This window comes from Pseudomonas sp. PA1(2017), from assembly GCF_001945375.1.
Taxonomy (GTDB): domain Bacteria; phylum Pseudomonadota; class Gammaproteobacteria; order Pseudomonadales; family Pseudomonadaceae; genus Aquipseudomonas.
In genome coordinates this window covers 1254297-1280252 of the sequence record NZ_MSXU01000009.1, presented here as the reverse complement: position 1 = coordinate 1280252, position 25956 = coordinate 1254297, and the positions used below count along the sequence as shown (strand labels likewise).

Annotated in this window: 27 protein-coding genes; 24 read left to right on the top strand and 3 right to left on the bottom strand. The window is 64.0% G+C overall.

The window, feature by feature from the left end; translation table 11 throughout:
- Window positions 1-230: 230 nt before the first annotated feature.
- Window positions 231-752, bottom strand: coding sequence for a superoxide dismutase family protein (sodC, locus tag BVH01_RS12765; RefSeq protein ID WP_075930654.1), 522 nt, complete (start codon window positions 750-752; stop codon window positions 231-233).
- 250 nt (window positions 753-1002) lie between these two features.
- Between sodC and flhA the strand changes: the two genes are divergently transcribed.
- From flhA to BVH01_RS12695, 14 genes are all read left to right on the top strand, one after another.
- Window positions 1003-3111, top strand: coding sequence for a flagellar biosynthesis protein FlhA (gene flhA / locus BVH01_RS12760; RefSeq protein WP_075930653.1), 2109 nt, complete (start codon window positions 1003-1005; stop codon window positions 3109-3111).
- A 15-nt stretch (window positions 3112-3126) separates the two neighbouring features.
- Entirely contained in the window at window positions 3127-4434 is a 1308-nt protein-coding gene (gene flhF, locus BVH01_RS12755; protein WP_075930652.1) for a flagellar biosynthesis protein FlhF, read from the top strand.
- 97 nt (window positions 4435-4531) lie between these two features.
- Window positions 4532-5362 (top strand): flagellar synthesis regulator FleN, encoded by an 831-nt coding sequence (fleN, locus tag BVH01_RS12750; RefSeq protein WP_177344609.1) that lies wholly within the window; start codon window positions 4532-4534, stop codon window positions 5360-5362.
- The gene (gene fliA / locus BVH01_RS12745; RefSeq protein ID WP_013791047.1) at window positions 5359-6102 is read left to right on the top strand and encodes an RNA polymerase sigma factor FliA; all 744 of its coding nucleotides are present in this window, start codon (window positions 5359-5361) and stop codon (window positions 6100-6102) included. The genes fleN and fliA overlap by 4 nt, the downstream gene beginning before the upstream one ends.
- A 201-nt stretch (window positions 6103-6303) precedes the next feature.
- On the top strand, window positions 6304-6678 hold the full coding sequence (locus BVH01_RS12740) for a chemotaxis response regulator CheY (protein ID WP_170829026.1): 375 nt from the start codon (window positions 6304-6306) through the stop codon (window positions 6676-6678).
- Between the two features lie 19 nt (window positions 6679-6697).
- Complete coding sequence (locus tag BVH01_RS12735) at window positions 6698-7486, top strand: protein phosphatase CheZ (RefSeq protein ID WP_075930651.1); 789 nt, start codon at window positions 6698-6700, stop codon at window positions 7484-7486.
- A gap of 11 nt (window positions 7487-7497) precedes the next feature.
- Window positions 7498-9783 carry a chemotaxis protein CheA gene (locus BVH01_RS12730; RefSeq protein ID WP_075930650.1) on the top strand — a complete coding sequence of 762 codons (2286 nt, stop codon included), beginning with the start codon at window positions 7498-7500 and terminating at the stop codon, window positions 9781-9783.
- A gap of 42 nt (window positions 9784-9825) precedes the next feature.
- On the top strand, window positions 9826-10953 hold the full coding sequence (locus BVH01_RS12725; RefSeq protein ID WP_075930649.1) for a chemotaxis response regulator protein-glutamate methylesterase: 1128 nt from the start codon (window positions 9826-9828) through the stop codon (window positions 10951-10953).
- Window positions 10953-11693, top strand: a complete 741-nt coding sequence (locus BVH01_RS12720) for a flagellar motor protein (RefSeq protein WP_075930648.1) — start codon at window positions 10953-10955, stop codon at window positions 11691-11693. The genes BVH01_RS12725 and BVH01_RS12720 overlap by 1 nt, the downstream gene beginning before the upstream one ends.
- A 2-nt stretch (window positions 11694-11695) precedes the next feature.
- The gene (gene motD, locus BVH01_RS12715) at window positions 11696-12580 is read left to right on the top strand and encodes a flagellar motor protein MotD (protein ID WP_075930647.1); all 885 of its coding nucleotides are present in this window, start codon (window positions 11696-11698) and stop codon (window positions 12578-12580) included.
- A 40-nt stretch (window positions 12581-12620) separates the two neighbouring features.
- The gene (locus BVH01_RS12710) at window positions 12621-13409 is read left to right on the top strand and encodes a ParA family protein (protein WP_075930646.1); all 789 of its coding nucleotides are present in this window, start codon (window positions 12621-12623) and stop codon (window positions 13407-13409) included.
- Between the two features lie 91 nt (window positions 13410-13500).
- A complete protein-coding gene (locus BVH01_RS12705) occupies window positions 13501-14352 on the top strand; it encodes a CheW domain-containing protein (RefSeq protein ID WP_075930645.1) in 852 nt (283 codons plus the stop codon).
- Between the two features lie 87 nt (window positions 14353-14439).
- Window positions 14440-14919, top strand: coding sequence for a chemotaxis protein CheW (locus BVH01_RS12700; protein WP_013791056.1), 480 nt, complete (start codon window positions 14440-14442; stop codon window positions 14917-14919).
- A gap of 1 nt (window position 14920) precedes the next feature.
- Window positions 14921-15319: a DUF2802 domain-containing protein gene (locus tag BVH01_RS12695; RefSeq protein ID WP_027911376.1), complete on the top strand. Its 399-nt coding sequence runs from the start codon at window positions 14921-14923 to the stop codon at window positions 15317-15319.
- A gap of 628 nt (window positions 15320-15947) precedes the next feature.
- Here BVH01_RS12695 and BVH01_RS12690 read toward each other — a convergent pair.
- Complete coding sequence (locus BVH01_RS12690; RefSeq protein WP_075930644.1) at window positions 15948-16286, bottom strand: EscU/YscU/HrcU family type III secretion system export apparatus switch protein; 339 nt, start codon at window positions 16284-16286, stop codon at window positions 15948-15950.
- Window positions 16283-17830 carry a flagellar hook-length control protein FliK gene (locus tag BVH01_RS12685; protein WP_075930643.1) on the bottom strand — a complete coding sequence of 516 codons (1548 nt, stop codon included), beginning with the start codon at window positions 17828-17830 and terminating at the stop codon, window positions 16283-16285. Before BVH01_RS12685 ends, BVH01_RS12690 begins: the two co-directional genes overlap by 4 nt.
- 129 nt (window positions 17831-17959) lie before the next feature.
- On the opposite strand from BVH01_RS12685, the gene ccmA reads away from it, so the two are divergent.
- Genes ccmA through BVH01_RS12635 form a run of 10 tightly spaced genes read left to right on the top strand, consistent with a single transcriptional unit; the run spans window position 17960 to window position 25240 of the window.
- Window positions 17960-18583: a cytochrome c biogenesis heme-transporting ATPase CcmA gene (gene ccmA, locus BVH01_RS12680; protein ID WP_075930642.1), complete on the top strand. Its 624-nt coding sequence runs from the start codon at window positions 17960-17962 to the stop codon at window positions 18581-18583.
- Window positions 18580-19251 (top strand): heme exporter protein CcmB, encoded by a 672-nt coding sequence (ccmB, locus tag BVH01_RS12675; protein ID WP_075930641.1) that lies wholly within the window; start codon window positions 18580-18582, stop codon window positions 19249-19251. The genes ccmA and ccmB overlap by 4 nt, the downstream gene beginning before the upstream one ends.
- A gap of 56 nt (window positions 19252-19307) precedes the next feature.
- On the top strand, window positions 19308-20066 hold the full coding sequence (locus tag BVH01_RS12670) for a heme ABC transporter permease (protein WP_168177288.1): 759 nt from the start codon (window positions 19308-19310) through the stop codon (window positions 20064-20066).
- Window positions 20063-20239: a heme exporter protein CcmD gene (gene ccmD / locus BVH01_RS12665; RefSeq protein WP_027905095.1), complete on the top strand. Its 177-nt coding sequence runs from the start codon at window positions 20063-20065 to the stop codon at window positions 20237-20239. The genes BVH01_RS12670 and ccmD overlap by 4 nt, the downstream gene beginning before the upstream one ends.
- Window positions 20236-20700 carry a cytochrome c maturation protein CcmE gene (gene ccmE, locus BVH01_RS12660; RefSeq protein WP_075930639.1) on the top strand — a complete coding sequence of 155 codons (465 nt, stop codon included), beginning with the start codon at window positions 20236-20238 and terminating at the stop codon, window positions 20698-20700. Before ccmD ends, ccmE begins: the two co-directional genes overlap by 4 nt.
- Window positions 20697-22670, top strand: a complete 1974-nt coding sequence (locus BVH01_RS12655) for a heme lyase CcmF/NrfE family subunit (RefSeq protein WP_075930638.1) — start codon at window positions 20697-20699, stop codon at window positions 22668-22670. The genes ccmE and BVH01_RS12655 overlap by 4 nt, the downstream gene beginning before the upstream one ends.
- Window positions 22667-23203: a DsbE family thiol:disulfide interchange protein gene (locus tag BVH01_RS12650; protein WP_075930637.1), complete on the top strand. Its 537-nt coding sequence runs from the start codon at window positions 22667-22669 to the stop codon at window positions 23201-23203. The genes BVH01_RS12655 and BVH01_RS12650 overlap by 4 nt, the downstream gene beginning before the upstream one ends.
- Window positions 23200-23685, top strand: a complete 486-nt coding sequence (locus BVH01_RS12645; RefSeq protein ID WP_075930636.1) for a cytochrome c-type biogenesis protein — start codon at window positions 23200-23202, stop codon at window positions 23683-23685. Before BVH01_RS12650 ends, BVH01_RS12645 begins: the two co-directional genes overlap by 4 nt.
- On the top strand, window positions 23682-24893 hold the full coding sequence (gene ccmI / locus BVH01_RS12640; protein ID WP_075930635.1) for a c-type cytochrome biogenesis protein CcmI: 1212 nt from the start codon (window positions 23682-23684) through the stop codon (window positions 24891-24893). Before BVH01_RS12645 ends, ccmI begins: the two co-directional genes overlap by 4 nt.
- Window positions 24890-25240 carry a hypothetical protein gene (locus tag BVH01_RS12635; protein ID WP_075930634.1) on the top strand — a complete coding sequence of 117 codons (351 nt, stop codon included), beginning with the start codon at window positions 24890-24892 and terminating at the stop codon, window positions 25238-25240. Before ccmI ends, BVH01_RS12635 begins: the two co-directional genes overlap by 4 nt.
- Window positions 25241-25956: the final 716 nt, after the last annotated feature.

Here is a 25956-nt window from a genome sequence, read left to right as displayed (position 1 = left end):
AAAGTAACCCGCTCGTCAGAGCGGAACTGAGCGCGCGAACAACACGGTAATGCTGGCGGACTCATTGTGGGAGCGGGCAGGCACGCCCAGTCCATGCCCGTGATTTTTCGCGGGCATGGCCCGCTCCCACAAATACCCCGCCGATGTGCGCTACCGCCACTTAGCCGCCAAAGTCGCCGAACCTGGTCTTAAAGATTATGAACAGGCTTTCAGGGCTACCCCACCGCCAGTTACTTGATGACGCCGCAGGCCACGCGTGCGCCGCCGCCGCCCAGTGGCTTGGGATGATCGGCGTGGTTGTCGCCACCGGCGTGAACCATCAGCGACAGATCCTTGAGTTCATCCACGCTCTTGATGCGCGGCGCCAGCACGGGCTGGTTGGCCTTGCCGTCGGCGGTCACCAGCAAAGCGGGGAGGTCGCCCAGATGGCCTTCGCCCCAGGGCAGGCCGTGCTTGCCGGTATTTTTCGGATCCCAGTGGCCGCCAGCGGCTTCGGCAGCCGATGGTTTGCCATCCTTGGGTGCCGGGTCGCAGCTGGGTTTGCCGTGCACATGGAAGCCATGCACGCCTGGCTCCAGATCGTGCAGCTCCGGGGTGAACACCACGCCGTAGGGGCTCTGGCTGATCACCACTTTGCCGACCGAACTGCCGACGCCATTGGCGTCCACGGCATTGAGTTCGACGGTTTTGTCGGCGGCATGCAGGCTGGCCGCGCAGCAACTGGCCAATGCGGCCATCATCCAACGTTTCATGGTGCTCTCCTTGGTGGGGACTGGTCTGGCCGAAGCCATCGTTCACAGGCTGTGACTGGGCTTTTGCCGGCGGGGTTCGTGTTTTCGTCCCGCCAGTGCCTCGGCCTACCATAGGAATCAGCCTTGCCGCCTTCTGTTTCGAGGCTTTCGACGAGTTGGAAAGGTTCTTGCAATACCGGCTGCAGAGACGTCCTGGACGTCAAAAGATTGAATCAGTCGGGGTACCCACGTGGCACTAAATCGAGCACAGATGATTGGCGACGTTCGCAGCAACCTCTCGGGGCTGCGTCACGGCAATCTCGGCATTCCGCTGCTGTTGCTGGTCATGCTCGCCATGGTCATGCTGCCGATCCCGCCGTTCCTGCTCGACGTGCTGTTCACCTTCAGTATCGCGCTGTCCATCGTCGTGCTGCTGGTGGCGATCTACGCACTGCGACCGCTGGATTTCGCCGTGTTCCCGACCATCCTGCTGGCCGCGACGCTGCTGCGCCTGGCCCTCAACGTGGCCTCCACCCGAGTGGTGCTGCTGCACGGCCAGGACGGTCACGACGCCGCGGGCAAGGTGATCCAGGCCTTTGGTGAGGTGGTGATCGGCGGCAACTACGTGGTCGGTATCGTGGTGTTCGCGATCCTCATGATCATCAACTTCGTGGTCGTCACCAAGGGTGCCGGGCGTATTTCCGAGGTGAGCGCACGCTTCACCCTGGACGCCATGCCCGGCAAGCAGATGGCCATCGACGCCGACCTCAATGCCGGCCTGATCGATCAAGTGGAAGCCAAGAAGCGCCGTAGCGAAGTGGCCCAGGAAGCCGACTTCTATGGCTCCATGGACGGTGCCAGCAAGTTCGTGCGCGGTGACGCCGTCGCCGGCCTGCTGATCCTGTTCATCAACCTCATCGGCGGCATGGCCATCGGCATGCTGCAGCACGGCCTGAGTTTCGGCGATGCCGGGCGCATCTACACTCTGCTGACCATCGGTGACGGCCTGGTCGCGCAGATCCCGTCGCTGCTGCTGTCCACCGCCGCCGCGATCATGGTGACGCGCGTATCCAGCGCCGAGGACATGGGTGCCCAGGTCAACCGCCAGATGTTCGCCTCGCCGCGTGCCCTGGCCGTATCCGCCGCCATCATGATCGCCATGGGCCTGGTGCCTGGCATGCCGCACATGTCGTTCATCAGCCTCGGGCTTGTGGCGGCTGGCGCGGCCTACTGGATCGCCAACAAGCAGCGCAAGGTCAAAGAAGCCGAAGTCATCGAAGTGCAGCGCCAGCAGGAGCTGCTGCCAGCCCAACGCGCTCAGGAGGTCAAGGAGCTGGGCTGGGACGATGTGGTGCCGGTGGACATGGTCGGTCTGGAAGTCGGCTACCGGCTGATCCCACTGGTCGACCGCAATCAGGGTGGCCAGTTGCTGGCGCGTATCAAGGGCGTACGCAAGAAGCTTTCCCAGGAAATGGGTTTCCTGATGCCGTCGGTGCATATCCGCGACAACCTGGATCTGCAGCCTAACGCTTATCGCCTGACGCTGATGGGCGTCAGCGTCGCCGAAGCCGAGGTCTACCCAGATCGCGAGCTGGCGATCAACCCTGGCCAGGTGTTCGGCACTCTGAATGGGGTGGCCGCCAGAGATCCGGCGTTCGGCCTCGAAGCCGTGTGGATCGATCCGGGCCAGCGCGACCAGGCGCAATCGCTCGGCTACACCGTGGTGGACGCCAGCACCGTGGTGGCCACGCACCTCAATCAGATCCTGCACAAGCACGCCCACGAGCTGCTGGGCCACGAGGAAGTCCAGCAACTCATGCAATTGCTGGCGAAAAGCTCGCCAAAGCTTGCCGAAGAGCTGGTGCCCGGGCTGATTTCCCTGTCGACCCTGCTCAAGGTGCTGCAGGCGCTGCTGCAGGAGCAGGTGCCGGTGCGCGACATTCGCACCATCGCCGAAGCCATCGCCAACGTCGCACCAAGGAGTCAAGATCCCGCCGCCATGGTCGCGGCAGTTCGTGTGGCGCTGTCCCGGGCAATCGTGCAAAACATCGTGGGACTAGAGCCGGAGCTGCCTGTGATCACCCTTGAGCCAAGGTTGGAACAGATATTGCTAAATAGTCTTCAGAAGGCCGGTCAGGGCTCCGAGGATGGCATCCTCCTCGAACCTGGCATGGCCGAGAAGCTGCAGCGTTCCCTGGTGGAAGCAGCGCAGCGTCAGGAGATGCTTGGCAAGCCGGTGATTCTGCTGGCAGCCGGGCCGGTTCGGGGAATGCTCTCGCGTTTCGCCCGGTTGGCCGTCCCGAGCATGCATGTTCTGGCGTACCAGGAAATTCCGGACAACAAGCAGGTCACCATCGTTGCGACGGTGGGGCAGAACTAATCGAGGGTACGGGCCATGCAGGTCAAACGCTTTTTCGCTGCCGATATGCGCCAAGCCATGAAGCTGGTTCGCGATGAGCTGGGCGCCGATGCGACCATCATCGCCAACCGCCGTGTGGCCGGTGGTGTGGAATTGACGGCTGCGCTCGATTATCAGGCTCCGCCGGTTCCGGCGCGCCAGGCCAACCCGGCGCTGGAAGCCGAGCTGCGCAAGACCCAGTCGCGCATCGCCTCGGCTCATGCCGAGCTGAGCACGCGCAACCAGCTCGATGCCGGCAAGGATCGTCAGCTGTTTGGCGCTGCGCCTGGCACGCCGCCGGTCGACAGCCTGGATGCGGTGCTGCAGCGTCAGCAGCAGAAACCGGCTGCGGCCTCGGTCGACCAGTCGGCGCTGGATTCCATGCGTTCCGAACTGCATGGCCTGCGTGAGCTGATCGAAATGCAGATGGGCTCGATGGCCTGGGGGCAGATGCAGGCTCGTCGCCCGCAGCAAGCCACCTTGTGGCGTCGCCTGCAGCGCATGGGGCTGCCCGCCGAGCTGGCGCGCACGCTGCTCGAGCGCGTGGCGTCGATCGCCGATCAGCGCCAGGCCTGGCGCATGGTCCTGGCGCATCTCGCGCATTCGATCCAGACCCCCAAGCAGGAGCCGATGGAAGAGGGCGGCGTGATCGCCCTGGTCGGCCCGGCGGGCATGGGCAAGACCACCACCCTGGCCAAGCTGGCCGCGCGCTATGTACTCAAGTACGGCGCTGCCAGCATCGCCCTGGTGAGCATGGACAGCTACCGCATCGGTGCCCAGGAGCAGCTCAAGACCCTGGGACGGATTCTTGGCGTCTCGGTGACCCAGGTCGACCCCGGGCAATCGCTGACCCAGGCGCTCGCACCGCTGGCCCGCAAGCGCGTGGTGCTGATCGATACTGCCGGCCTGCCGGCCAATGATCCGGCGCTGCGCATGCAGCTCGAAGCGCTGGCCAGTCGTGGCATCAACGCACGCAACTACCTGGTGCTGGCCGCTACCAGCCAGGCGCAGGTGCTCAAGGCGGCCTATCACAGCTACAAGCGCTGTGGGCTGGCCGGCTGCATTCTGAGTAAACTGGATGAAGCCGCCAGCATGGGCGAGGTATTGGGTCTGGCTATTGGCCACCGTCTGCCGGTAGCCTACCTGGCAGATGGCCCGCGCATTCCGGATGATGTCCACGTGCCGCGCAGTCACCAACTGGTCAGTCGCGCCGTTGGCCTGCAGGCGCCGGACGAGCCGAGTGAAGATACGATGGCCGATATGTTCGCCGGGCTTTATCAGAACCCGGCCAGGCAGGCCGGTTGAACGGGTTGAGTGTGGCGAAGCGCTGGTCGTGCTCGCCGCGACAGCGCACAATGGCTCCAGGGCCCACAGCGAAGTTTAGATAAGGTGTGTAGATAAGATGGGTATGCATCCCGTACAGGTGATCGCGGTGACTGGCGGCAAAGGCGGCGTTGGCAAGACCAATGTGTCGGTGAACTTGTCACTGGCGCTCGCCGATCTCGGTCGGCGCGTCATGCTCATGGATGCCGACCTGGGCCTGGCCAACGTCGACGTGCTGCTCGGCCTGACCGCCAAACGTACCCTGGCCGACGTCATCGACGGCCAATGCGATCTGCGTGACGTGGTCCTGCAGGGCCCCGGTGGCATTCGCATCGTGCCCGCCGCTTCGGGCACCCAGGCCATGGTGCAGCTCACGCCCATGCAGCACGCCGGCCTAATCCAGGCCTTCAGCGACATCAGCGACAACCTCGACGTATTGATCGTCGACACCGCTGCCGGTATCGGCGACTCGGTGGTCAGCTTCGTGCGTGCTGCCCAGGAAGTGCTGGTGGTGGTGTGCGACGAACCGACCTCCATCACCGATGCCTACGCGCTGATCAAGCTGCTCAATCGCGACCACGGCATGAACCGTTTCCGTGTGCTCGCCAACATGGCGCACAGCCCACAGGAAGGCCGCAATCTGTTTGCTAAGCTGACCAAGGTGACCGACCGTTTTCTGGATGTTGCGCTGCAGTATGTCGGCGCGGTGCCCTACGACGAGTCGGTTCGCAAGGCCGTACAGAAACAACGTGCGGTGTATGAGGCGTTCCCTCGTTCGAAGTGCGCGCTGGCGTTCAAGGCGATTGCCCAGAAGGTCGATGCATGGCCCTTGCCGGCCAACCCGCGTGGCCATCTGGAGTTTTTCGTGGAGCGCCTGGTGCATCAACCGACTGCAGACACGGCTGTATGACGACAGCCTCTGGACTCCGAATGTACAGCAAGGCACAAGCACGAGATTCACAGCATCAGTTGATCGAGCGCCACGCGCCGCTGGTAAAACGCATCGCCTACCACCTGCTGGCCCGTCTGCCCGCCAACGTGCAGGTCGACGACCTGATCCAGGCCGGCATGATCGGCCTGCTCGAAGCATCGCGTAAGTACGATGCTGGCAAGGGCGCCAGTTTCGAGACCTTTGCGGGCATTCGTATTCGCGGCGCCATGCTCGACGAAGTGCGCAAGGGTGACTGGGCGCCGCGCTCGGTACACCGCAATAGCCGCATGGTCAGCGATGCAATACGAAAAATTGAGGCCAGAACCGGTCGCGACGCTAAAGATCACGAGGTTGCTGCCGAACTCCAATTGAGTCTCGAAGATTACTACGGCATTCTTGGCGACACTTTGGGCAGCCGCCTGTTCAGTTTCGACGACCTCTTGCAGGAAGGCGAAAACGGCGGTCTGCAGGAAGACACGAGTTCCCTGCATCACGGGCCTTCGCATGAGCTGGAAGACAATCGTTTCCAGGCCGCGCTGGCCGATGCCATCAGTAATCTGCCGGAGCGTGAGCGGCTGGTGTTGTCGCTGTATTACGACGAGGAGTTGAATCTCAAGGAAATCGGCGAGGTACTGGGGGTGAGTGAGTCGCGGGTCAGCCAACTGCACAGTCAGTGTGCCGCGCGCTTACGGGCGCGGTTGGGGGAGTGGCGCGCATAGGAAATTGTTCAGGGGCTGGAGTTGGTCGAGCCAGCCCTTGCAGTAGATTGCAGGATTAGCAGGGCGCTGGACACACAGTGAACGCAGCAAAGCCGAGCGCAATGGTTTGCGGCGTTCTGCCAGGCCGGTTTCACGATTAATAAGCGCTGCACGTTGTTGCAGGCGTTTTAGGACTGTACGGAGGTCGACTTGGACAAGAACATGAAAATCCTCATCGTCGATGATTTCTCGACGATGCGACGGATCATCAAGAACCTCTTGCGTGATCTGGGGTTCACCAACACGGCCGAGGCCGATGACGGCACGACTGCGTTGCCGATGCTGCAGAGCGGTAGCTTCGATTTTCTGGTAACCGATTGGAACATGCCGGGCATGACGGGCATCGACCTGTTGCGCGCCGTGCGCGCCGACGAGCGACTCAAGCACCTGCCGGTGCTGATGGTCACGGCGGAAGCCAAACGCGATCAGATCATCGAGGCCGCGCAAGCCGGTGTGAATGGCTATGTAGTCAAGCCGTTCACTGCTCAGGTGCTCAAGGAAAAGATCGAGAAAATCTTCGAGCGAGTCAACGGCTGATGTCTGCCGCGAGGTTGTTATGGAACACCATGAATCTAACGAGGTTGACCTCGAGTCGACCCTGAAAAGCAATGCCCGCCAACTGGTCGACAGCCTCGAACAGGGCAACTTTGGCGAAGCCGTACAGCTGATCAACGAACTGAACAAGGCGCGCGACCGGGGGCTTTACCTCGAAGTCGGCAAGCTCACCCGTGAGCTGCACAACGCGATCGTCAACTTTCAGCTCGACCCGCGGGTACCGCACGCCAAGGAAATCTCGCAGATCTCCGATGCCACCGAGCGCCTGAACTATGTGGTGACCATGACCGAGCGTGCGGCCAACCGCACCATGGACCTGGTCGAGCAGAGTGCGCCGCTGGTCAATGACCTGAGCAGCGAAGCCGATTCGCTCGCCGAGGACTGGGGGCGCTTCATGCGCCGCGAGATGAGCGCCGACGCGTTCCGCGAGCTGGCCAAGCGTATCGAGCTGTTCCTGGCGCGCAGCCAGCGTGACACCAGCAAGCTGTCGGGTCATCTCAACGATATTCTGCTGGCGCAGGATTATCAGGATCTGACCGGTCAGGTGATCAAGCGCGTCACCCAGCTGGTGACCGAGGTCGAAAGCAATCTCCTCAAACTGGTGCTGATGGCCAGCCAGGTCGATCGCTTCGCGGGTATCGATCACAACCACGAAGAGTTGCGTGCCGAGCAAAACAAAGAAAAAAATCCGTCCCGCGGTGAAGGTCCGCAGATTCATGCCGATAAGCGTGATGATGTCGCCTCCAACCAAGACGACGTCGACGATTTGCTGTCCAGTCTGGGTTTTTAGGAGCACGTCATATGAGCTTCGGCGCCGATGAAGAAATCCTCCAGGATTTCCTGGTAGAGGCCGGCGAAATTCTCGAGCAATTGTCCGAGCAGTTGGTGGAGCTGGAAAGCCGCCCGGACGATATGAACCTGCTCAACGCAATTTTTCGAGGGTTTCACACGGTAAAAGGTGGTGCCGGCTTCCTGCAGCTCAATGAGCTGGTGGAGTGCTGCCATATTGCCGAAAACGTGTTCGACATCCTGCGCAAGGGCGAGCGTCGTGTGGATTCCGAGCTGATGGACGTCGTGCTCGAAGCACTGGACGCCGTCAACGGCATGTTCGCCGAGGTGCGCGAGCGTGTGGAGCTGACGCCTGCCTCGCCGGAGCTGCTGGCTGCGCTCTCGCGCCTGGCCGAGCCGGGTGGCGCCGAGCCAGAGGCTGCGCCCGCTGCGGCGGCCGAGCCGCAACCGGCCCCTGCAGAGCCTGTAGCTGCAGCGGTCGAGCCTTCAGCAGATATCTCTGACAGCGAATTCGAGCAATTGCTCGATGCCCTGGGCGACGAATCGCCGGCGCCAGCCAGCGCCACGACAGACGAAATTACCGATGACGAATTCGAGTCGCTGCTCGATCAGCTGCATGGCAAGGGCCAGTTCGCTGCGCCGGCGACCGCGCCGGTAGCCACCCCGGCTGCCGAGCCTGCCGCTGCGGCGGCGCCGGGCGATGAAATCACCGACGACGAATTCGAAGCGCTGCTCGATCAGCTGCATGGCAAAGGCCAGTTCGCCGCACCCGCCGTCGCGGCCGCTGCTGCACCGGTGGCAGCGCCGGCTGCGGAGCCTGTTGCGACGGCAACGCCGGGCGACGAGATCACCGACGACGAATTCGAAGCACTGCTCGATCAGTTGCATGGCAAGGGCCAGTTCGTCGCCCCGGCCGTAGCTCCGGCAGCCGCTGCTGCACCTGCCGCCAAACCGGCTCCTGCTCCCGAGCCAGCCAAGGCCGCGCCGCCTGCTGCCAAGGCCGAGCCGGCCAAGGCAGCGCCAGCGCCCGTAGCCAAGCCAGAACCCAGCAGGCCAGCTCCTGTTGCCGCCAAGGCGGAAGCCAGCAAGCCGGCACCGGCACCAGCGGCGGCTGCCGCGCCGGCCAGCGAGGCGGAAACCACCGTTCGGGTCGACACGGCTCGCCTGGACGAGATCATGAACATGGTCGGCGAGCTGGTGCTGGTGCGTAACCGTCTGGTGCGCCTGGGGCTCAACAGCGGCGACGAGGCCATGTCCAAGGCCGTATCGAACCTCGATGTGGTCACCGCTGATCTGCAGACCTCGGTCATGAAGACCCGCATGCAGCCGATCAAGAAGGTCTTCGGGCGTTTCCCGCGCCTGGTTCGCGACCTGGCTCGCCAGCTCAAGAAGGAGATCAACCTGGAGCTGGTCGGTGAAGAGACCGACCTGGACAAGAACCTGGTCGAGGCCCTGGCCGACCCGTTGGTGCACTTGGTGCGCAACGCCGTCGACCACGGCGTGGAAAGCCCGGACGAGCGCGAGGCGGCCGGCAAGTCGCGTACCGGCCGCGTGGTGCTGTCCGCCGAGCAGGAAGGCGACCACATCCTGCTGATGATCACCGATGACGGCAAGGGTATGGATGCCGACGTGCTGCGCAGCAAGGCCGTGGAAAAAGGCCTGTTGGACAAGGACGCGGCCGATCGCCTGACCGATCTGGAATGCTACAACCTGATCTTCGCGCCCGGCTTCTCGACCAAGACCGAGATTTCCGACGTGTCCGGCCGCGGCGTGGGCATGGACGTGGTGAAGACCAAGATTTCCCAGCTCAACGGTACGGTCAACGTATTCTCCCAGAAGGGTCAGGGCTCGAAGATCGTCATCAAGGTGCCGCTGACTCTCGCGATCATGCCGACGCTGATGGTGATGCTGGGCAACCAGGCGTTCGCCTTCCCGCTGGTCAACGTCAACGAGATCTTCCACCTCGATCTGTCGCGTACCAACGTGGTCGATGGCCAGGAAGTGGTGATCGTGCGCGACAAGGCGCTACCGCTGTTCTACCTCAAGCGCTGGCTGGTGAGCAGCGCGGCTCATGAGGAGCAGGGTGAAGGGCATGTGGTGATTCTCACCGTGGGCAACCAGCGCATCGGCTTCGTGGTCGACCAACTGGTTGGCCAGGAAGAGGTGGTGATCAAGCCGCTGGGCAAGATGCTGCAGGGCACGCCCGGCATGTCCGGCGCGACCATCACCGGTGATGGTCGCATCGCGCTGATCCTCGATGTGCCCAGCATGCTCAAGCGCTACGCACGGCGTCTCTGATCGTCCGCGGCACGGCGACGGCCGTGCCGCTTAGGAGTGTTTATGGTTGTCAAGGTACTGGTAGTCGATGACTCCGGTTTTTTCCGCCGCAGGGTTTCGGAAATTCTCTCGTCGGATCCCAACATCACCGTGGTCGGTACGGCCACCAACGGACGTGAGGCCATCGATCAGGCCCTGGCATTGAAGCCGGACGTGATCACCATGGATTACGAGATGCCGCTCATGGACGGCATCACCTCCGTGCGCAACATCATGCAGCGCTGCCCCACGCCGGTTCTGATGTTCTCCTCGCTCACCCACGAAGGCGCCCGGGTCACCCTGGACGCCCTGGATGCCGGTGCGGTGGACTTTCTGCCGAAGAACTTCGAAGACATCTCGCGCAATCCCGAGAAGGTCAAGCAGTTGCTGTGCGAGAAGGTTCACAGCATCTCGCGCAGCAACCGCCGGGGGATCGGCACGGCGTCCCTGACGTCGCCTGCCGGCGGTAGCCTGAGCCGACCCGCCAGCACGCCGAGCACGCCTGCACCAGCAGCACGCCCGCAGCCGAGCGTTAGTCATCCGCCAGCCGAGCGGCATGCGACTTCGTCCAGCGCGGCGCCCAAGCGCAAGGCCTACAAACTGGTGGCGATCGGTACCTCGACCGGCGGCCCGGTGGCCCTGCAGCGTGTATTGACCCAGTTGCCGGCCAATTTTCCGACGCCCATCGTGCTTATCCAACACATGCCGGCCGCCTTCACCAAGGCCTTCGCCGAGCGTCTGGACAAGCTCTGCAAGATCAACGTCAAGGAAGCCGAGGACGGCGATATCCTGCGCCCCGGGCTGGCCATTCTGGCGCCGGGCGGCAAGCAGATGATGATCGACGGCCGCGGCACCATCCGCATCCTGCCCGGTGACGAGCGCCTGAACTACAAGCCCTGCGTGGACATCACCTTCGGTTCGGCGGCCAAGTCGTACAACGACAAGGTGCTGGCCGTGGTGCTGACCGGCATGGGCGCCGACGGCCGCGAGGGCGCGCGCCTGCTCAAACAGGGCGGCAGCCAGGTCTGGGCCCAGGATGAAGCCAGTTGCGTGATCTACGGCATGCCCATGGCCATCGTCAAAGCCAATCTGGCCGACGCGGTCTATCCCCTCGATGATATCGGTCGCCATCTGGTCGAGGCCTGCCTCTGATGGATGTGCTGAGCCTGATCGGCGTCATTCTGGCGTTCGTCGCGATCCTTGGCGGCAACTACCTGGAAGGCGGTCATGCCTCGGCACTGCTCAATGGCCCGGCGGCCTTGATCGTGATCGGCGGAACCCTGGGAGCGGCCTTGCTGCAGACGCCCGTGGCGGTTTTCAAGCGGGCGGTGAGCATCCTGCGCTGGATTTTCGTGCCGCCGCAGATCGACCTGCCGGGCGGCATCGACCGTGTGGTGAACTGGAGCATGACCGCGCGCAAGGAAGGCCTGCTGGGCCTGGAGGCAGTTGCCGACGGCGAGCCCGATCCCTATGCGCGCAAGGGCCTGCAACTGCTGGTCGATGGCGCTGAGCCCGAGGCCATCCGCAGCATTCTCGAAGTGGATCTCTACACCCAGGAAAGCCGTGACATTCAGGCTGCCAAGTTCTTCGAGTGCATGGGCGGCTATGCGCCGACCATCGGCATCATCGGCGCGGTCATGGGGCTGATCCACGTGATGGGCAACCTAGCCGATCCCAGCCTGCTGGGCAGCGGCATTGCCGTGGCATTCGTCGCCACCATCTACGGTGTGGCCATCGCCAACCTGCTGTTGCTGCCCATCGGTAACAAGCTCAAATCGGTCGCGCTTCGCCAGTCGGCGTATAGGGAGATGCTTCTGGAAGGCATCCTGTCGATCGGTGAGGGCGAAAATCCACGGTCCATCGAGCTGAAGCTGCAAGGCTTCATGAGCTGATCATGGCCCGCCGACGCCGCCACGAAGAGCATGAGAACCACGAGCGCTGGCTGGTTTCCTATGCCGATTTCATCACCCTATTGTTCGCCTTCTTCGTGGTCATGTACTCGATTTCCTCGATCAACGAAGGCAAGTACAAGATTCTGTCGGAAACCCTCACCGGCGTATTCAACCAGCCGGATCGCTCGATCAAGCCGATTCCGGTGGGTGACGAGCGCCCACGTACGACCGAGCCGGATCGTTCGATGGTCGACGAGGCATCGCCTCAGCAGATAGCGGCGTCCACCCTGCAGAACATCGCCGACAGTATCCGCGATGCCTTTGGCGGCCTGCTGCAAAGCGATCAGCTCAAGGTGCGTGGCAACGAGCTGTGGATCGAGATCGAACTGAGTTCCGGGCTGCTGTTTCCCAGCGGTGATGCGTTGCCCAACGACGAGGCGTTCGAGATCATCGAAAAAATCGCCAAGATCCTGGCGCCTTATGGCAACCCAGTGCACGTCGAGGGCTTCACTGACAACCAGCCGATCAAGACGGCGCAATACCCGACCAACTGGGAGCTGTCTACGGCGCGTGCGGCGAGCATCGTGCGCATGTTGGCCATGGACGGCGTCGATCCTTCGCGCCTGGCCGCCGTGGGCTATGGTGAATTCCAGCCGGTGGCCGACAATGGCACCGCCGAGGGCAGGGCGCGTAACCGCCGCGTTGTGCTGGTGGTCTCGCGCAATCTCGATGTACGGCGTAGTGTTAGTGGTGTGGGAAGCGCCAATGCACAGCCTGACGCGGCGCTACAGCGCGCTGGCACGCAACCTGCTACAGGGCCTGCAGCACCGACGCCTGCCAACGGCGCCGTCAATTCCCCGTCGCCAGTCCGTGAAGCGGGCAACTAGTCTCGGCCGGGCATAGCCTGTCCCCGGGAGGATGAAGATTATGAGAGTGTGGGCTGTATCCAATCAGAAAGGCGGCGTGGGTAAGACCACTTCCAGTATCGCCCTGGCGGGTCTGCTGGCCGATGCCGGCAAGCGCGTGGTGGTGGTCGATCTCGACCCCCATGGCTCGATGACCAGTTATTTTGGACACGACCCGGACACCCTGGAAAACAGCAATTTCGACCTCTTCCAGCACCAGGGCAGTGTACCGGAGGGCTTGCCGAAGCAACTGCTGCTGCCCACCAGCCACGAACGTATTTCCCTGCTGCCGTCGAGCACCGCGCTGGCCACCCTGGAGCGCCAGTCGCCTGGGCAGAGCGGCCTGGGCCTGGTGATCGCCAAGAGCCTGGCGCAGCTGTGGCAGGACTTCGACTACGCGGTGATCGACAGCCCACCGTTGCTCGGCGTGCTGATGGTCAATGCGCTGGCGGCCAGCCAGCAGTTGGTGATTCCCGTGCAGACCGAGTTCCTGGCGGTCAAGGGCCTGGAGCGCATGGTCAACACCCTGACCATGATCAATCGCTCGCGCAAGCAGGCGCTGCCGTACACCATCGTGCCGACGCTGTTCGACCGCCGCACCCAGGCATCGCTGTCGACCCTGCGTCTGCTCAAGAATGCTTACCCCGAGCAGCTCTGGCAGGCCTACATTCCAGTCGATACGCGCCTTCGTGATGCCAGCCGGGCAGGGCTGACGCCGTCGCAGTTCGACGGCAACAGCCGGGGCACCATCGCCTACCGTGCGCTGCTCAAGCATTTGCTGGCGCAGCAGCCTGCTTCCCAGGTGGCTTGATCATGGCGGCTGAATATTCTGCGCGAACCGGCTCAAGTCTGCCGCCCCAGCGGCCGATAGCTCATACAGATATCTTCTGCAGGTTGCCTTCATGAGTCGTTCCACTGCTACCGCAACTCGGCCCCAACTGGCGCTGCAGTCCTACCTCGATGGGTTGCTGCAGGATGCCGCCATCGAGCTCGAACAAACCCTCGAAGATAGCGCCCTCGATGATTTCGAGGCCGCCGTGCTCGAGGAGCAGGTACGTGATGCGCAGCTGGTGCCGCGCGCCGAAGCGCCGGCGCTGACCCTGGTTCAGCCTGCCGTGGCCGAAGTGGTCAGCGAGCCGGTCGTCGAGGTGGCCGCTCCGGTGGCCGAGGCGGTTGCGCCGGTCGTCGTCGAACCCATTCCGATGCCGCCGGTGGTCGAGCCGGTCGTCGACGTGCATCGCCCTGCACCACAGATTTTCTCCAGCCAGCCCGACGGCCGTCCCGAGTGGGCCGAAGAGCCGTTCGAATGCCTGTTGTTCGATGTGGCCGGGTTGACCCTGGCGGTGCCGCTGGTGTGTCTGGGCTCGATCTACCCACTGGCGGGCCAGGATCTGACACCTTTGTTTGGCCAACCCGACTGGTTTTTGGGCATACTGCCATCACAGTCCGGCAACCTTAAGGTGCTCGATACCGCCCGCTGGGTAATGCCCGATCGTTACCGGGATGATTTCAAGCAAGGCCTGCAGTACGTGATTTCCGTGCAGGGCTACGAGTGGGGGCTGGCGGTGCACCAGGTCAGCCGCTCGATCCGCCTCAATCCGGACGAAATCAAATGGCGCAGCCAGCGCTCGCAGCGGCCGTGGCTGGCAGGAACCGTGATCGAACACATGTGCGCGCTACTTGATGTCGCCGCGCTGGCCGAGCTGATCGCCAGCGGCGCTACCAAGCGCATGCACAACGGGCAGATACACTGATAACGTTCGTACGCGCTACAGCGTGCGATCACTTGAATAGCGGGACTCCCGCGCACCGCAACGTGCGGTCAATGACGAGGCTAGGCCATGAAGAAAAGCTCTGCACAAGGCGCTGAAGATCCGATCCTGCAGTGGGTCACGTTCCGTCTGGACAACGAGACCTACGGCATCAACGTGATGCAGGTGCAGGAAGTGCTGCGTTACACCGAGATCGCCCCGGTGCCGGGCGCGCCGAGCTACGTGCTGGGGATCATCAACCTGCGCGGCAACGTGGTGACCGTCATCGACACGCGCCAGCGTTTTGGCCTGGATTCCTCCGACGTCACCGACAACACCCGCATCGTCATCATCGAGGCGGACAAGCAGGTGGTGGGCATTCTGGTCGACAGCGTGGCCGAAGTGGTTTACCTGCGCCAGTCCGAGGTGGAAACCGCTCCGAACGTCGGTAACGACGAGTCGGCCAAGTTCATCCAGGGTGTGTGCAACAAGAACGGCGAACTGCTGATTCTGGTCGAGCTGGACAAGATGATGACCGAGGAGGAGTGGTCGGAGCTGGAGAGCATCTGAAGTGCTCGAAGCCGCACTCATCGTTCTCGCCCTGGTCTGTGCCGGGCTGGTGGGCACTTGCGTCTGGCTTGCCGGACGTCTGCGCCTGGCCAGCCAACTGCAGGCCGAGCGCGATGCCCAGCGTGACCAGCGTATCCGCGAGTTGGGCAAGCGCCTGGACACCTATCTGACGGGTAGCATCCGCATGGGCGAGGAACTGCACGAGTTGCGGCGCACCGTTGCGCCGCTGCCCGACAAGCTGACGCAGATCGAACAACGCGACCCCACCAGCCTGTCCTTCACCCAGGCCGCCCGTCTGGTCGGCATGGGCGCCAGTGCCGACGACCTGACCCAGTCCTGCGGCCTCAGCAAGGCCGAAGCGGAACTGGTCGCCAAGCTGCATCAGGCGCGCCGCTCCTAACCTGCGGCTGGTTGCTCGCCATCTCGTAGGAGCGGCGACCCCGCGGCGAATCGTGCGTACGACGCCGCTCTTGCAACAAGGCCACAATCCTTTCGCGCCGGGTCGGCGCTCCCACACAGGTGGTGGGTTGCTCGCGGTCATTGTGGGAGCGGCGACCCCGCGGCGAATCGTGCGTACGACGCCGCTCTTGCAACAAGGCCACAATCCTTTCGCGCCGGGTCGGCGCTCCCACGCAGGTGGTGGGTTGCTTGCGGTCATTGTGTGAGCCGCGACCCCGCGGCGAATCGTGCGTACGACGCCGGTCTTGCAACAAGGCCACAACCCTTTCGCGCCGAGGTCGGCGCTCCCACGCAGGTGGTGGGTTGCTCGCGGTCATTGTGGGAGCCGCGACCCCGCGGCGAATCGTGCGACGCCGCTCTTGCAACAAGGCCACAATCCTTTCGAGCGGGGTCGGCGCTCCCACGCAGGTGGTGGGTTGCTTGCGGTGATTGTGGGAGCCGCGACCCCGCGGCGAATCGTGCGTACGACGCCGCTCTTGCAACAAGGCCACAATCCGTTCGCGCCGAGGTCGGCGCTCCCACGCGAGTAATGGGATGCTCGCTCCCACAGGGGCGGCGGAGCGCCGTAGTCAGCGCCCGGTTTTCTTGCCCGGCCCTTCGAGCATCAACGGCTCATCCTTCGGCTTGCCCCGTGGGTCGAAACCGGCCGGGAACTTGCCTTTCAGGTACCAGGCGAAGGCGATGATTTCCGCGATGCAGCGGTACAGCTGCTCGGGTATCGCTTCGCCCAGTTCCAGGCGCGCGAGCAGGCGGACCAGCTCGGCGTTCTCATAGATCGGCACATCATGGGCGCGGGCAATGGCGAGTATGGCCTCGGCCAGCTCGTCGTCGCCCTTGGCGCTGAGGTTGGGGGCATTCTGGCCGTCGTAGGTGAGGGCGATGGCCTGGCGGGGGGCTTTACTGCTCATGCGGTTTCATCGACCCAGCGTTGTTCCAGGGAGGTTTTCGGGCCTTGCGGCGGCGTGCCCTGGCTGCAGGCAAGCTCACCAACGGTGAGGCCGGCCGCCACCAATCGTTCACGCAGGTTACCCAGCTCCCGGTCGATGAGGCCGGCAGTGCTGGCGCGCTCAGCCCATAGCTGGCTGGACAGGCTGCCGTGGGCCAGCTGCACCTGCACCTGCAGCGGCCCCAGCGGATCGAGATCGAACGCCAGGTCGATTCGCCATAGCGCTTCCTTGGGATCCTGCTTGGCGGAGGGCGCCGGCTCCTCGTGCTGAATCTTCACCTGCAGCGGTACCAGCTCGTGTTGATTGCGCATCGGCACTTCCATCTGCCAGGTGGTCAACAGCTGGCCCTCGGGGCCGACCTGGCTTTGCGAAAGGCTCGACAGCTGGTGCGTCTGCAGGCGCGAGATGGCGGCCGCGGCGAGCTTGAGCAGTGCCTCCAGATCTGCCTCCTCATCCATCGATTGCAGCAGGCGGCTGGGCAAGGGAAAGCTCATCGCCTGCTGGCGGCCGCTGCTCTGGCCGATATTGCCCAGCACGTTGCGGGCGAAAGCAGGCAGTGCCTGGGTCATGGCGTTGGCCGAGGCGGTAGCAGCCGCCAATGGCGCGGCGCCTGGCAGCAGTGGCAGCAACTGGCTGACCAGGCGCAGCAGGTTGGCCTTCATGTCGGTGCCCAGGCCGCCAGTCTGGCCGGCCAGTAGCTTGCTCTCGAGAAACAGCCCGCTGTTTTCCAATGCCTTCATCAGGCTTTTGCCATCGCTCATCTGCTCGCCAGTCGGCAGGCCTGCCAGCAGTTTGTCGATGCTGCCCTTCAAACCGTCGGGCAGCCCACCTTGGCCACCCATGCCCTTGAGCGCAGCCATCAGTCCCTCCAGCGAGCCCTGGCGGCTTTGCTGGTTGCCGAGCTGTTGCAGCAGTGCCAATTGGTCGAGGCGGCCGCTGAGTGGCAGGAATGCCAAGGACTGATCCCCCTGCACCCGGGCGCTGAGCAGGCTGCCGGGTGGAAGGTCGAGTGTGGTTTCCAGGCTCAGGGTGTTGCCGGCCAGCCCGGTGTTGAGCAGGTTGACCAGCACTTTGAAAACGGTCGCCTGTGCAACCTGTACGGGCATCGCCTCGCGGGTGAGCACTTTGCCTTGCAGCAGGGTGCCAACGGGCAATTGTTCGAGGTCGATGCTGGTCAGCGGTTTGTTGCCACCGGTCAGTACGGCCAATGCCAGGCGGGTGTCGGAGAGCGCCGTGACCGCCAGCGCCGTGCCCTGGGCGAGCGGCTGTGGGCTGCTGGCCTGTAACGTCGCCTGGCGGCCGCCGTCCAGGTTCAGGCGCAGCATGAGCTGGAAGTTCTGTGCTACTTCCTTGCTACCAACCACCTCGGCCTTGGCGCTTTCTCCGGGCAGCATCAGGCCGTCGAGCGGCTTGAGCAGCTTCACAGCCAGGTCGGCGGCGCTCACCGCCGGTCTATTGGCGGCGGAAGGCGGTGCAATCGGACGCGATCCACTGATCTCGGTCATTAAGTCTCATACTCTGGGCCCACGCACGCTGCGGGTGAGCAGGGCGGGCATGTATACTCGCGGCCAATCCGAACGTCCGCAAGAGTATAGCGGCCGCAATCGTCTCGACTTGAACCAGGTGCCCGCGTTGTGAGCAGTCCCTTTCTCGAAGCAACTGCGCTGTCCTGCGAACGGGACTGGCGTCTGCTGTTCGAGAACCTCGACATCGCCCTGGATGCCGGGCAGATGCTGCAGGTTTCCGGGCCCAACGGCAGCGGAAAGACCAGCCTGCTGCGCGTACTCGCCGGTCTCAGGCCGCCCACCAGTGGCACCGTGCGTCTCAATGGCCAGCCTCTCGCCAGCCGCAGTGGTGAGCTGCTGTGGATCGGCCATGCCGCGGGCATAAAGGGGCTGCTCAGCGCCGAAGAAAACCTCGCCTGGCTGTGCGCCCTGCATCGCCCGGCGAGCCGTGAACGGATCTGGCAGGCTCTGCAGGCCGTCGGGCTGCGCGGTTTCGAGGATGTGCCTTGCCACACGCTTTCCGCCGGGCAGCAACGCCGCGTGGCCCTGGCTCGGCTGTATCTGGACAGCCCGCCTTTGTGGATTCTCGACGAACCCTTCACCGCGCTGGACAAACAGGCAGTGAGCCAACTCGAAGACCACCTGGCCGCGCATTGCCGGAGCGGCGGCCTGGTCGTGCTGACCACTCACCATGTCCTGAGCCGCGTACCGGATGGCTATCGCGATCTTGATCTGGGACAGCATGCCGCATGAATAGCCTGTTTATGCTGCTGGTCGTGCGCGAGGCGCGGTTGCTATGTCGCCGCCCCGCAGAGCTGGCCAATCCACTGGTGTTCTTCGCTATCGTCATCGCCCTGTTCCCGCTGGCCGTCGGGCCGCAATCGCAACTGCTGCAGAGCCTGTCGCCGGGGTTGGTGTGGGTCGCGGCGCTGCTGGCGGTCCTGCTCTCGCTCGATAGCCTGTTTCGCAGCGACTTCGAAGATGGCTCCCTGGAACAATGGCTGCTTTCCTCGCACCCTTTGCCGGTGCTGGTGTTGGCCAAGGTCGCGGCGCACTGGTTGTTTTCCGGCCTGGCTCTGGTGCTGCTGTCGCCCTTGCTGGCATTGATGCTGGGCCTGCCGGGCCGTTGCCTGCCAGTGTTGTTGGCCTCTCTGTTGCTTGGCACGCCCATCCTTAGTTTGCTGGGCGCTATCGGCGCCGCGCTTACGGTTGGCCTCAAGCGTGGCGGGCTGTTGCTGGCGCTGCTCATTTTGCCTTTGTACATCCCGGTGCTGATTCTCGGCAGCGGAGCCTTGCAGGCGAGTCTGCAAGGGTTGCCGGTGGCCGGGCATCTGCTCTGGCTGGCCAGCCTCACCGCGTTGACGGTAACCCTGACACCCTTCGCCATAGCCGCCGGCCTGACTATCAGCGTCAGCGAGTGATTGAACGTGCTACCGGGGACGGCCGCGGGCCATTACCTCGGAGAATGATGAGTGACCTGATGAACTGGACATGGTTTCACAAGCTGGGCTCGCCCAAATGGTTCTACGAAATCAGTGGCCGCTGGTTGCCGGGGCTGGCCGTCGCCGCGGCCGTGCTGCTGGCCGTGGGCACCGTCTGGGGCTTGGCCTTCGCGCCGCCGGATTACCAGCAGGGCAACAGTTTCCGGATCATCTACATCCATGTGCCGGCGGCGTTCCTGGCCCAGTCGATCTACGTGATGCTGGCGGTGGCCGGGGTGGTCGGCCTGGTGTGGAAGATGAAACTGGCCGATGTCGCCCTGCAGCAGGCTGCGCCCGTCGGTGCCTGGATGACCGCCATCGCGCTGATCACCGGCGCCGTGTGGGGCAAGCCGACCTGGGGCACCTACTGGATCTGGGACGCGCGCCTGACCTCGATGCTGATCCTGCTGTTCCTGTATTTCGGCGTCATCGCCCTTGGCCAGGCGATCAGCAACCGCGACAGCGCCGCCAAGGCCTGCGCGGTGCTGGCAGTGGTCGGGGTGATCAACATCCCGATCATCAAGTACTCGGTGGAGTGGTGGAACACCCTGCACCAGCCGGCCACCTTCAGCGTCATCGACAAGCCGGCGATGCCGGTGCAGATGTGGCTGCCGTTGCTGATCATGGTGCTGGGCTTCTACTGCTTCTTCGCGGCGGTGCTGCTGATGCGCATGCGCCTCGAAGTGCTGCGCCGGGAAGTGCGCAGCAGCTGGGTGAAAACCGAGATCCGTGCGCTGGTGGAGGGCAAACGATGAACTTCGCGTCATTCGCCGACTTTCTCGCCATGGGCAACCACGGCCCCTACGTGTGGTCGGCCTACGGTATCTGCCTGGTGGTACTGGTGCTCAATGTGCTGCTGCCGCTGCGCGCCAGACGCCGTTACCTGCAGGATGAGGCGCGCCGTATGCGCCGGGAGGAGTCACGTTGAACGCCGTTCGCAAGAAGCGCCTGCTTATCGTCCTGGCGATCGTCGCCGGCGTCGGTATCGCCGTGGCGCTGGCCCTGAGCGCCCTGCAGCAGAACATCAACCTGTTCTACACCCCCACGCAGATCGCCAACGGCGAGGCGCCGGTTGATACCCGCATCCGCGCGGGCGGGCTGGTGGAAAAGGGCTCGGTAAAGCGCTCCAGCGATTCGCTGCAGACCGACTTCGTGGTCACCGATGGCGCGGCGCGGGTGACCATCCGCTTCCACGGCATCCTGCCGGATCTGTTCCGCGAGGGGCAGGGCATCGTCGCCATGGGCAAGGTCGATGACGCCGGCCTGCTGCAAGCCGACGAAGTGCTGGCCAAGCACGACGAGAACTACATGCCGCCGGAGGTCAAACAGGCCCTGGAGCAGAGCGGCATGAACAAGCATTACGAGAAAGCCGGGGAGGCCGCGCGATGATTCCCGAACTCGGCCACCTGTCGATGATTCTGGCCCTGTGCCTGGCCCTGGTGCAGGCGACCCTGCCGCTGATCGGTGCCTGGCGTGGTGACCGCCAGTGGATGAGCCTGGCACAACCGGCCGCCTGGGGGCAGTTCGCCTTTCTGGCGTTCGCCTTCGCTTGTCTCACCTACGCCTTCATGATCGACGACTTTTCCGTGGCCTACGTGGCGCAGAACTCCAACACCGCGTTGCCCTGGTACTACAAGTTCAGCGCCGTGTGGGGCGCCCACGAAGGCTCGCTGCTGCTCTGGGCCTTGATTCTCGGCGGCTGGACCTTTGCCGTGGCGATCTTCTCGCGGCAGCTGCCCGAGGAAATGCTCGCCCGCGTGCTGGGCGTGATGGGCATCATCAGCGTCGGCTTCCTGCTGTTCCTGATCGTTACCTCCAACCCGTTTACCCGCTTGCTGCCCAACGTGCCGGCCGATGGCCGCGACCTCAACCCGCTGCTGCAGGACTTTGGCCTGATCATTCATCCGCCGATGCTGTACATGGGCTACGTGGGCTTCTCGGTGGCCTTCGCCTTCGCCATCGCCGCGCTGCTCGGCGGCAAGCTGGACGCCGCCTGGGCGCGCTGGTCGCGGCCATGGACCATCATCGCCTGGGCTTTTCTCGGCATCGGCATCGCCCTGGGCTCCTGGTGGGCCTATTACGAGCTGGGCTGGGGCGGCTGGTGGTTCTGGGACCCGGTGGAAAACGCCTCGTTCATGCCCTGGCTGGTCGGCACGGCGCTGATCCACTCCCTGGCGGTGACCGAGAAACGTGGTGTGTTCAAGAGCTGGACGGTACTGCTGGCCATCGCCGCGTTCTCTCTCAGCCTGCTGGGTACCTTCCTGGTGCGCTCCGGCGTGCTGACTTCGGTGCATGCCTTTGCCAGCGACCCGGAGCGCGGCGTGTTCATTCTCGCCTTCCTGCTGCTGGTGGTCGGCGGCTCGCTGACCCTGTTCGCCTTGCGTGCGCCGGTGGTGCGCAGCCAGGTCGGCTTCGGCCTGTGGTCGCGGGAAACGCTGCTGCTGGCCAACAACCTGATTCTGGTGGTGGCCGCCTCGATGATTCTGCTCGGCACCCTTTATCCGCTGGTGCTCGACGCCCTGAGCGGCGCCAAGCTGTCGGTCGGCCCGCCATACTTCAATGCGCTGTTCGTGCCGTTGATGGGCCTGTTGATGGCCGTGCTCGCAGTCGGCGTGCTGGTGCGCTGGAAGGACACGCCGCTGCGCTGGCTGCTGGGCATGCTCACCCCGGTGCTGGTCGCCAGTGTGGCGCTGGCGCTGCTGGCCAGCCTGCTGTGGGGCGATTTCCACTGGGCGGTGCTCGGCGTCTGCCTGCTGGCTGCCTGGGTAACGCTGGCCGGGCTGCGCGACATCCAGGACAAGACTCGCCACAAGGGCTTTTTCAAAGGCATGGCCAGCCTGGGCCGCAGCTACTGGGGCATGCAGCTGGCGCACCTGGGGCTGGCCGTGTGCGCGCTGGGGGTGATCCTCACCAGCCTCGGCAGCTTCGAGCGAGACATGCGCATGGCGCCGGGCGAGGCGGTGGAACTGGGTGGCTATCGCTTCGTGTTCGAAGGGGCAGCGCACCATGAAGGGCCGAACTTCATTTCCGACCGCGGCACGGTGCGCATCTTCGATGGCGAGAAGCAGATCGCCGTGCTGCACCCGGAAAAGCGCCTGTACACCGTGCAGCAGTCGGTGATGACCGAAGCCGGCATCGACGCCGGGCTGACCCGTGACCTGTTCGTGGCTCTCGGTGAGCCGCTGGGGCAGGGCGCCTGGGCGGTGCGCATCCATATCAAACCCTTCGTTCGCTGGATCTGGCTGGGCGCCCTGATGATGGGCTTCGGCGGCTTTCTCGCTGCTGCCGACAAGCGCTACCGGATGAAAGTCAAAACCCGCGTGCGTGACGCGCTGGGCCTGCAGGAGGCACGCGCATGAGACGTCTGATCTTGTTGCTACCGCTTTTGATCTTTCTCGGCGTGGCGGTGTTTCTCTATCGCGGGCTGTTTCTCGACCCGTCCGAGCTGCCGTCGGCATTGATCGACAAACCCTTCCCGGCATTCTCGTTGCCGGCGGTGGAGGGTGATCAGTTGATCACCCAGCAGAACCTGCTTGGCAAACCGTCGCTGGTCAACGTCTGGGCCACCTGGTGCGTGGCCTGCAAGGTCGAGCACCCGGTGCTCAACAAGCTGGCGTCCATGGGCGTGAACATCCATGGCGTCAACTACAAGGACGACAACGCGGCCGCGCAGAAATGGCTGAGCGAGTTCCATGATCCGTACCAGCTCAATATCAGCGATCCCAAGGGTACGCTGGGCCTGGATCTCGGCGTATACGGCGCCCCTGAGACCTTCTTCGTCGATGCCAAGGGCATCATTCGCCACAAGTTCGTTGGCGTGATCGACGAGGCGATCTGGCGCGAGAAGCTGGCGCCGCTGTACCAGCAGATGGTCGACGAGGCCGGCCAATGATGCGTCTGTTGAGCGGCCTGGTTCTGCTGCTGGCGCTGGGCGGTGTCGCCCAGGCGGCCATCGATACCTACGAATTCGCCAGCGAAGCCGAGCGCGCCCGCTATCGCCAGCTCACCGAAGAGCTGCGCTGCCCGAAATGCCAGAACCAGAACATCGCCGATTCCGATGCGCCGATCGCCATGGACCTGCGCGCCGAGATCTACCGCATGCTCGAGGCCGGTGACAGCAACGCGCAGATCATCGATTACCTGGTCGCCCGCTATGGCGATTTCGTGCTCTACAAGCCACCTTTCAGTGGCCGCACGCTGCTGCTCTGGTATGGCCCGGCTGGCCTGCTGGTCGGCGGTTTCATCGTGCTCGCGGTGATCGTTCGCCGTCGTCGCAAAAGTGACGGGCCGGCTGCCACTGGCCTTTCCAGCGAAGAACAGCAACGTCTGGCGCACCTGCTCGAACAGGCGTCTGAGGATAAGAAAGCCCCATGATCGAATTCTGGTTGTCCGCTGGCCTGCTGTGCCTGGTCGCGGTGAGTTTCCTGCTCATCCCGCTGCTGCGCGGGCGCAAGGTGCAGGCCGAGGAAGATCGCACCGCCCTTAACGTCACCCTCTATCAGGAGCGCCTGCGCGAGCTGGAGCAGCAGCATCAGGCCGGTACTCTGGATGCCGCGCAGTGGCAGGCTGCCCGTGACGAAGCGGCCCGCGAGCTGCTGGCCGACACCGATGGCAGCGAAGCTCGCCAGGCTCGTCGCCTCGGCCGTGCCGTGCCGCTGCTGGCGGTGGTGCTGGTGCCCGTGCTGGCCGTGTCGCTGTACCTGCAGTGGGGGGCCATCGACAAGGTCGAGCAGGCGCGTACCTTCGCTGGTGAGCCGCACAGCATCGAGGAAATGACCGCGCGCCTGGAACAGGCCGTGCAGAATAATCCGGAGTCCGCCGAGGGCTGGTATTTCCTCGGCCGCAGCTACATGGCCCAGCAGCGCGCGGCGGATGCGGCAAGGGCATTTGGGCAGGCGGTCAAGGTTGCGGGGCGCGAGCCGGAGCTGCTCGGTCAGTGGGCTCAGGCGCTGTATTTTGCCGCTGACAAACAGTGGAGCCCGCAGCTGGATGCGCTGACCAGCGAAGCCTTGAAAGCCGACCCGGAGGAGGTGACCAGCCTGGGCCTGCTGGGTATCGCCGCCTATGAGGAGCAGCGCTTCGCGGATGCCATCGGCTACTGGGAGCGACTGGTCGCCGTGTTGCCCGATGGCGACCCCTCTCGGCAGGCGATTGCCGGTGGTATCGAGCGCGCGCGTCAGGAACTGGGTTCGTCGGCTGAGAGTGCTGTCAGCGGCGCACAGCCGCAAGCAGTGGCTGGTTTGCAGGTGCGTGTCGAGTTGGCCGAGGCGCTACGCGACAAGGTGCAGCCGGGCGACGCGGTATTCGTCTTCGCCCGGGCCGCTTCCGGGCCGCCGATGCCGCTGGCGGCCAAGCGCTTGACCGTGGCTGATCTGCCGGCGCAGCTCAGCCTTTCCGACAGCGATGCGATGATGCCGCAACTGAAACTTTCCGCGTTTGACCAGGTTCAACTGGTAGCGCGCATTTCGCGCGCCGGCGATGCGAAAAACGGCGAGTGGATCGGCCAGGGGCAACCAGTGGCCAGCAGCACCCAGGACGTGCAACGCCTTGTCATCGATAGCCCTGACGGCACACCACCATGAACAGACTGATTTCGGCTGCCGTGGCAGCCACCTTGTTGAGCCTCGCTGGTTGTACCCTGCATAGCCCGGCCCCTGGCAAGCCCGACGGCGGCCCTTCGGCGCCTACCGGCTCGCCGCCGATGAGCAAATCCCATCCGCGCTTCGCGCCGCCGCCGGGCGTGTCCAGCCACTGGAATGGCGCACTTGGCGTCTACGAGATCGATTCCGAGCGCGATACTTATTACCGCGAACGCACCTTCTACCGCTGGCAGGACGGCTGGAGCTGGGCCGGCACCCTGCAAGGCCCGTGGGAGCCGGTTGACAGCACCGGCGTGCCGCCTGCGCTGTATCGCCATCACGCGCAGTAGTTATCCTGTAGAACGGTCGCATTGGCGCGCCGCGATATCGGCGTCGTACCCACGATTCGCGGCGGGGTCGCCGCTCCTACGCGAGCTCATGAAGCCCACGTTCATGTAGGAGCGCCGACCCGGCGCGAATGATGGTGGTCTTGCTGCGATATTGGCGTCGTACCCACGATTCGCGGCGGGGTCGCCGCTCCTACAAGATCGCATGAAGTCCACATCCGTGTAGGAGCGCCGCCCGGGCGCGAATGAGGGTGGCCTTGCTGCGATATCGGCGTCGTGGACACGATTCGCGGCGGGGTCGCCGCTCCTACGCGATCTCATGAAGCCCACATTCATGCAGGAGCGCCGACCCGGCGCGAATGATGGTGGTCTTGCCGTGATATCGGCGTCGTGCCCATGATTCGCGGCGGGGTTGCCGCTCCTACGCGATCTCATGAAGCCCACATTCATGTAGGAGCGCCGACCCGGCGCGAATGATGGTGGCCTTGCTGCGATATCGGCGTCGTACCCACGATTCGCGGCGGGGGCGCCGCTCCTACGCGATCTCATGAAGCCCACATTCATGTAGGAGCGCCGAATCGGCGCGAATGAGGGTGGCCTTGCTGCGATATCGGCGTCGTACCCACGATTCGCGGCGAGGTCGCCGCTCCTACAAGATCTCATGAAGGCCACATTCATGTAGGAGCGCCGACCCGGCGCGAATGATGGTGGTCTTACCG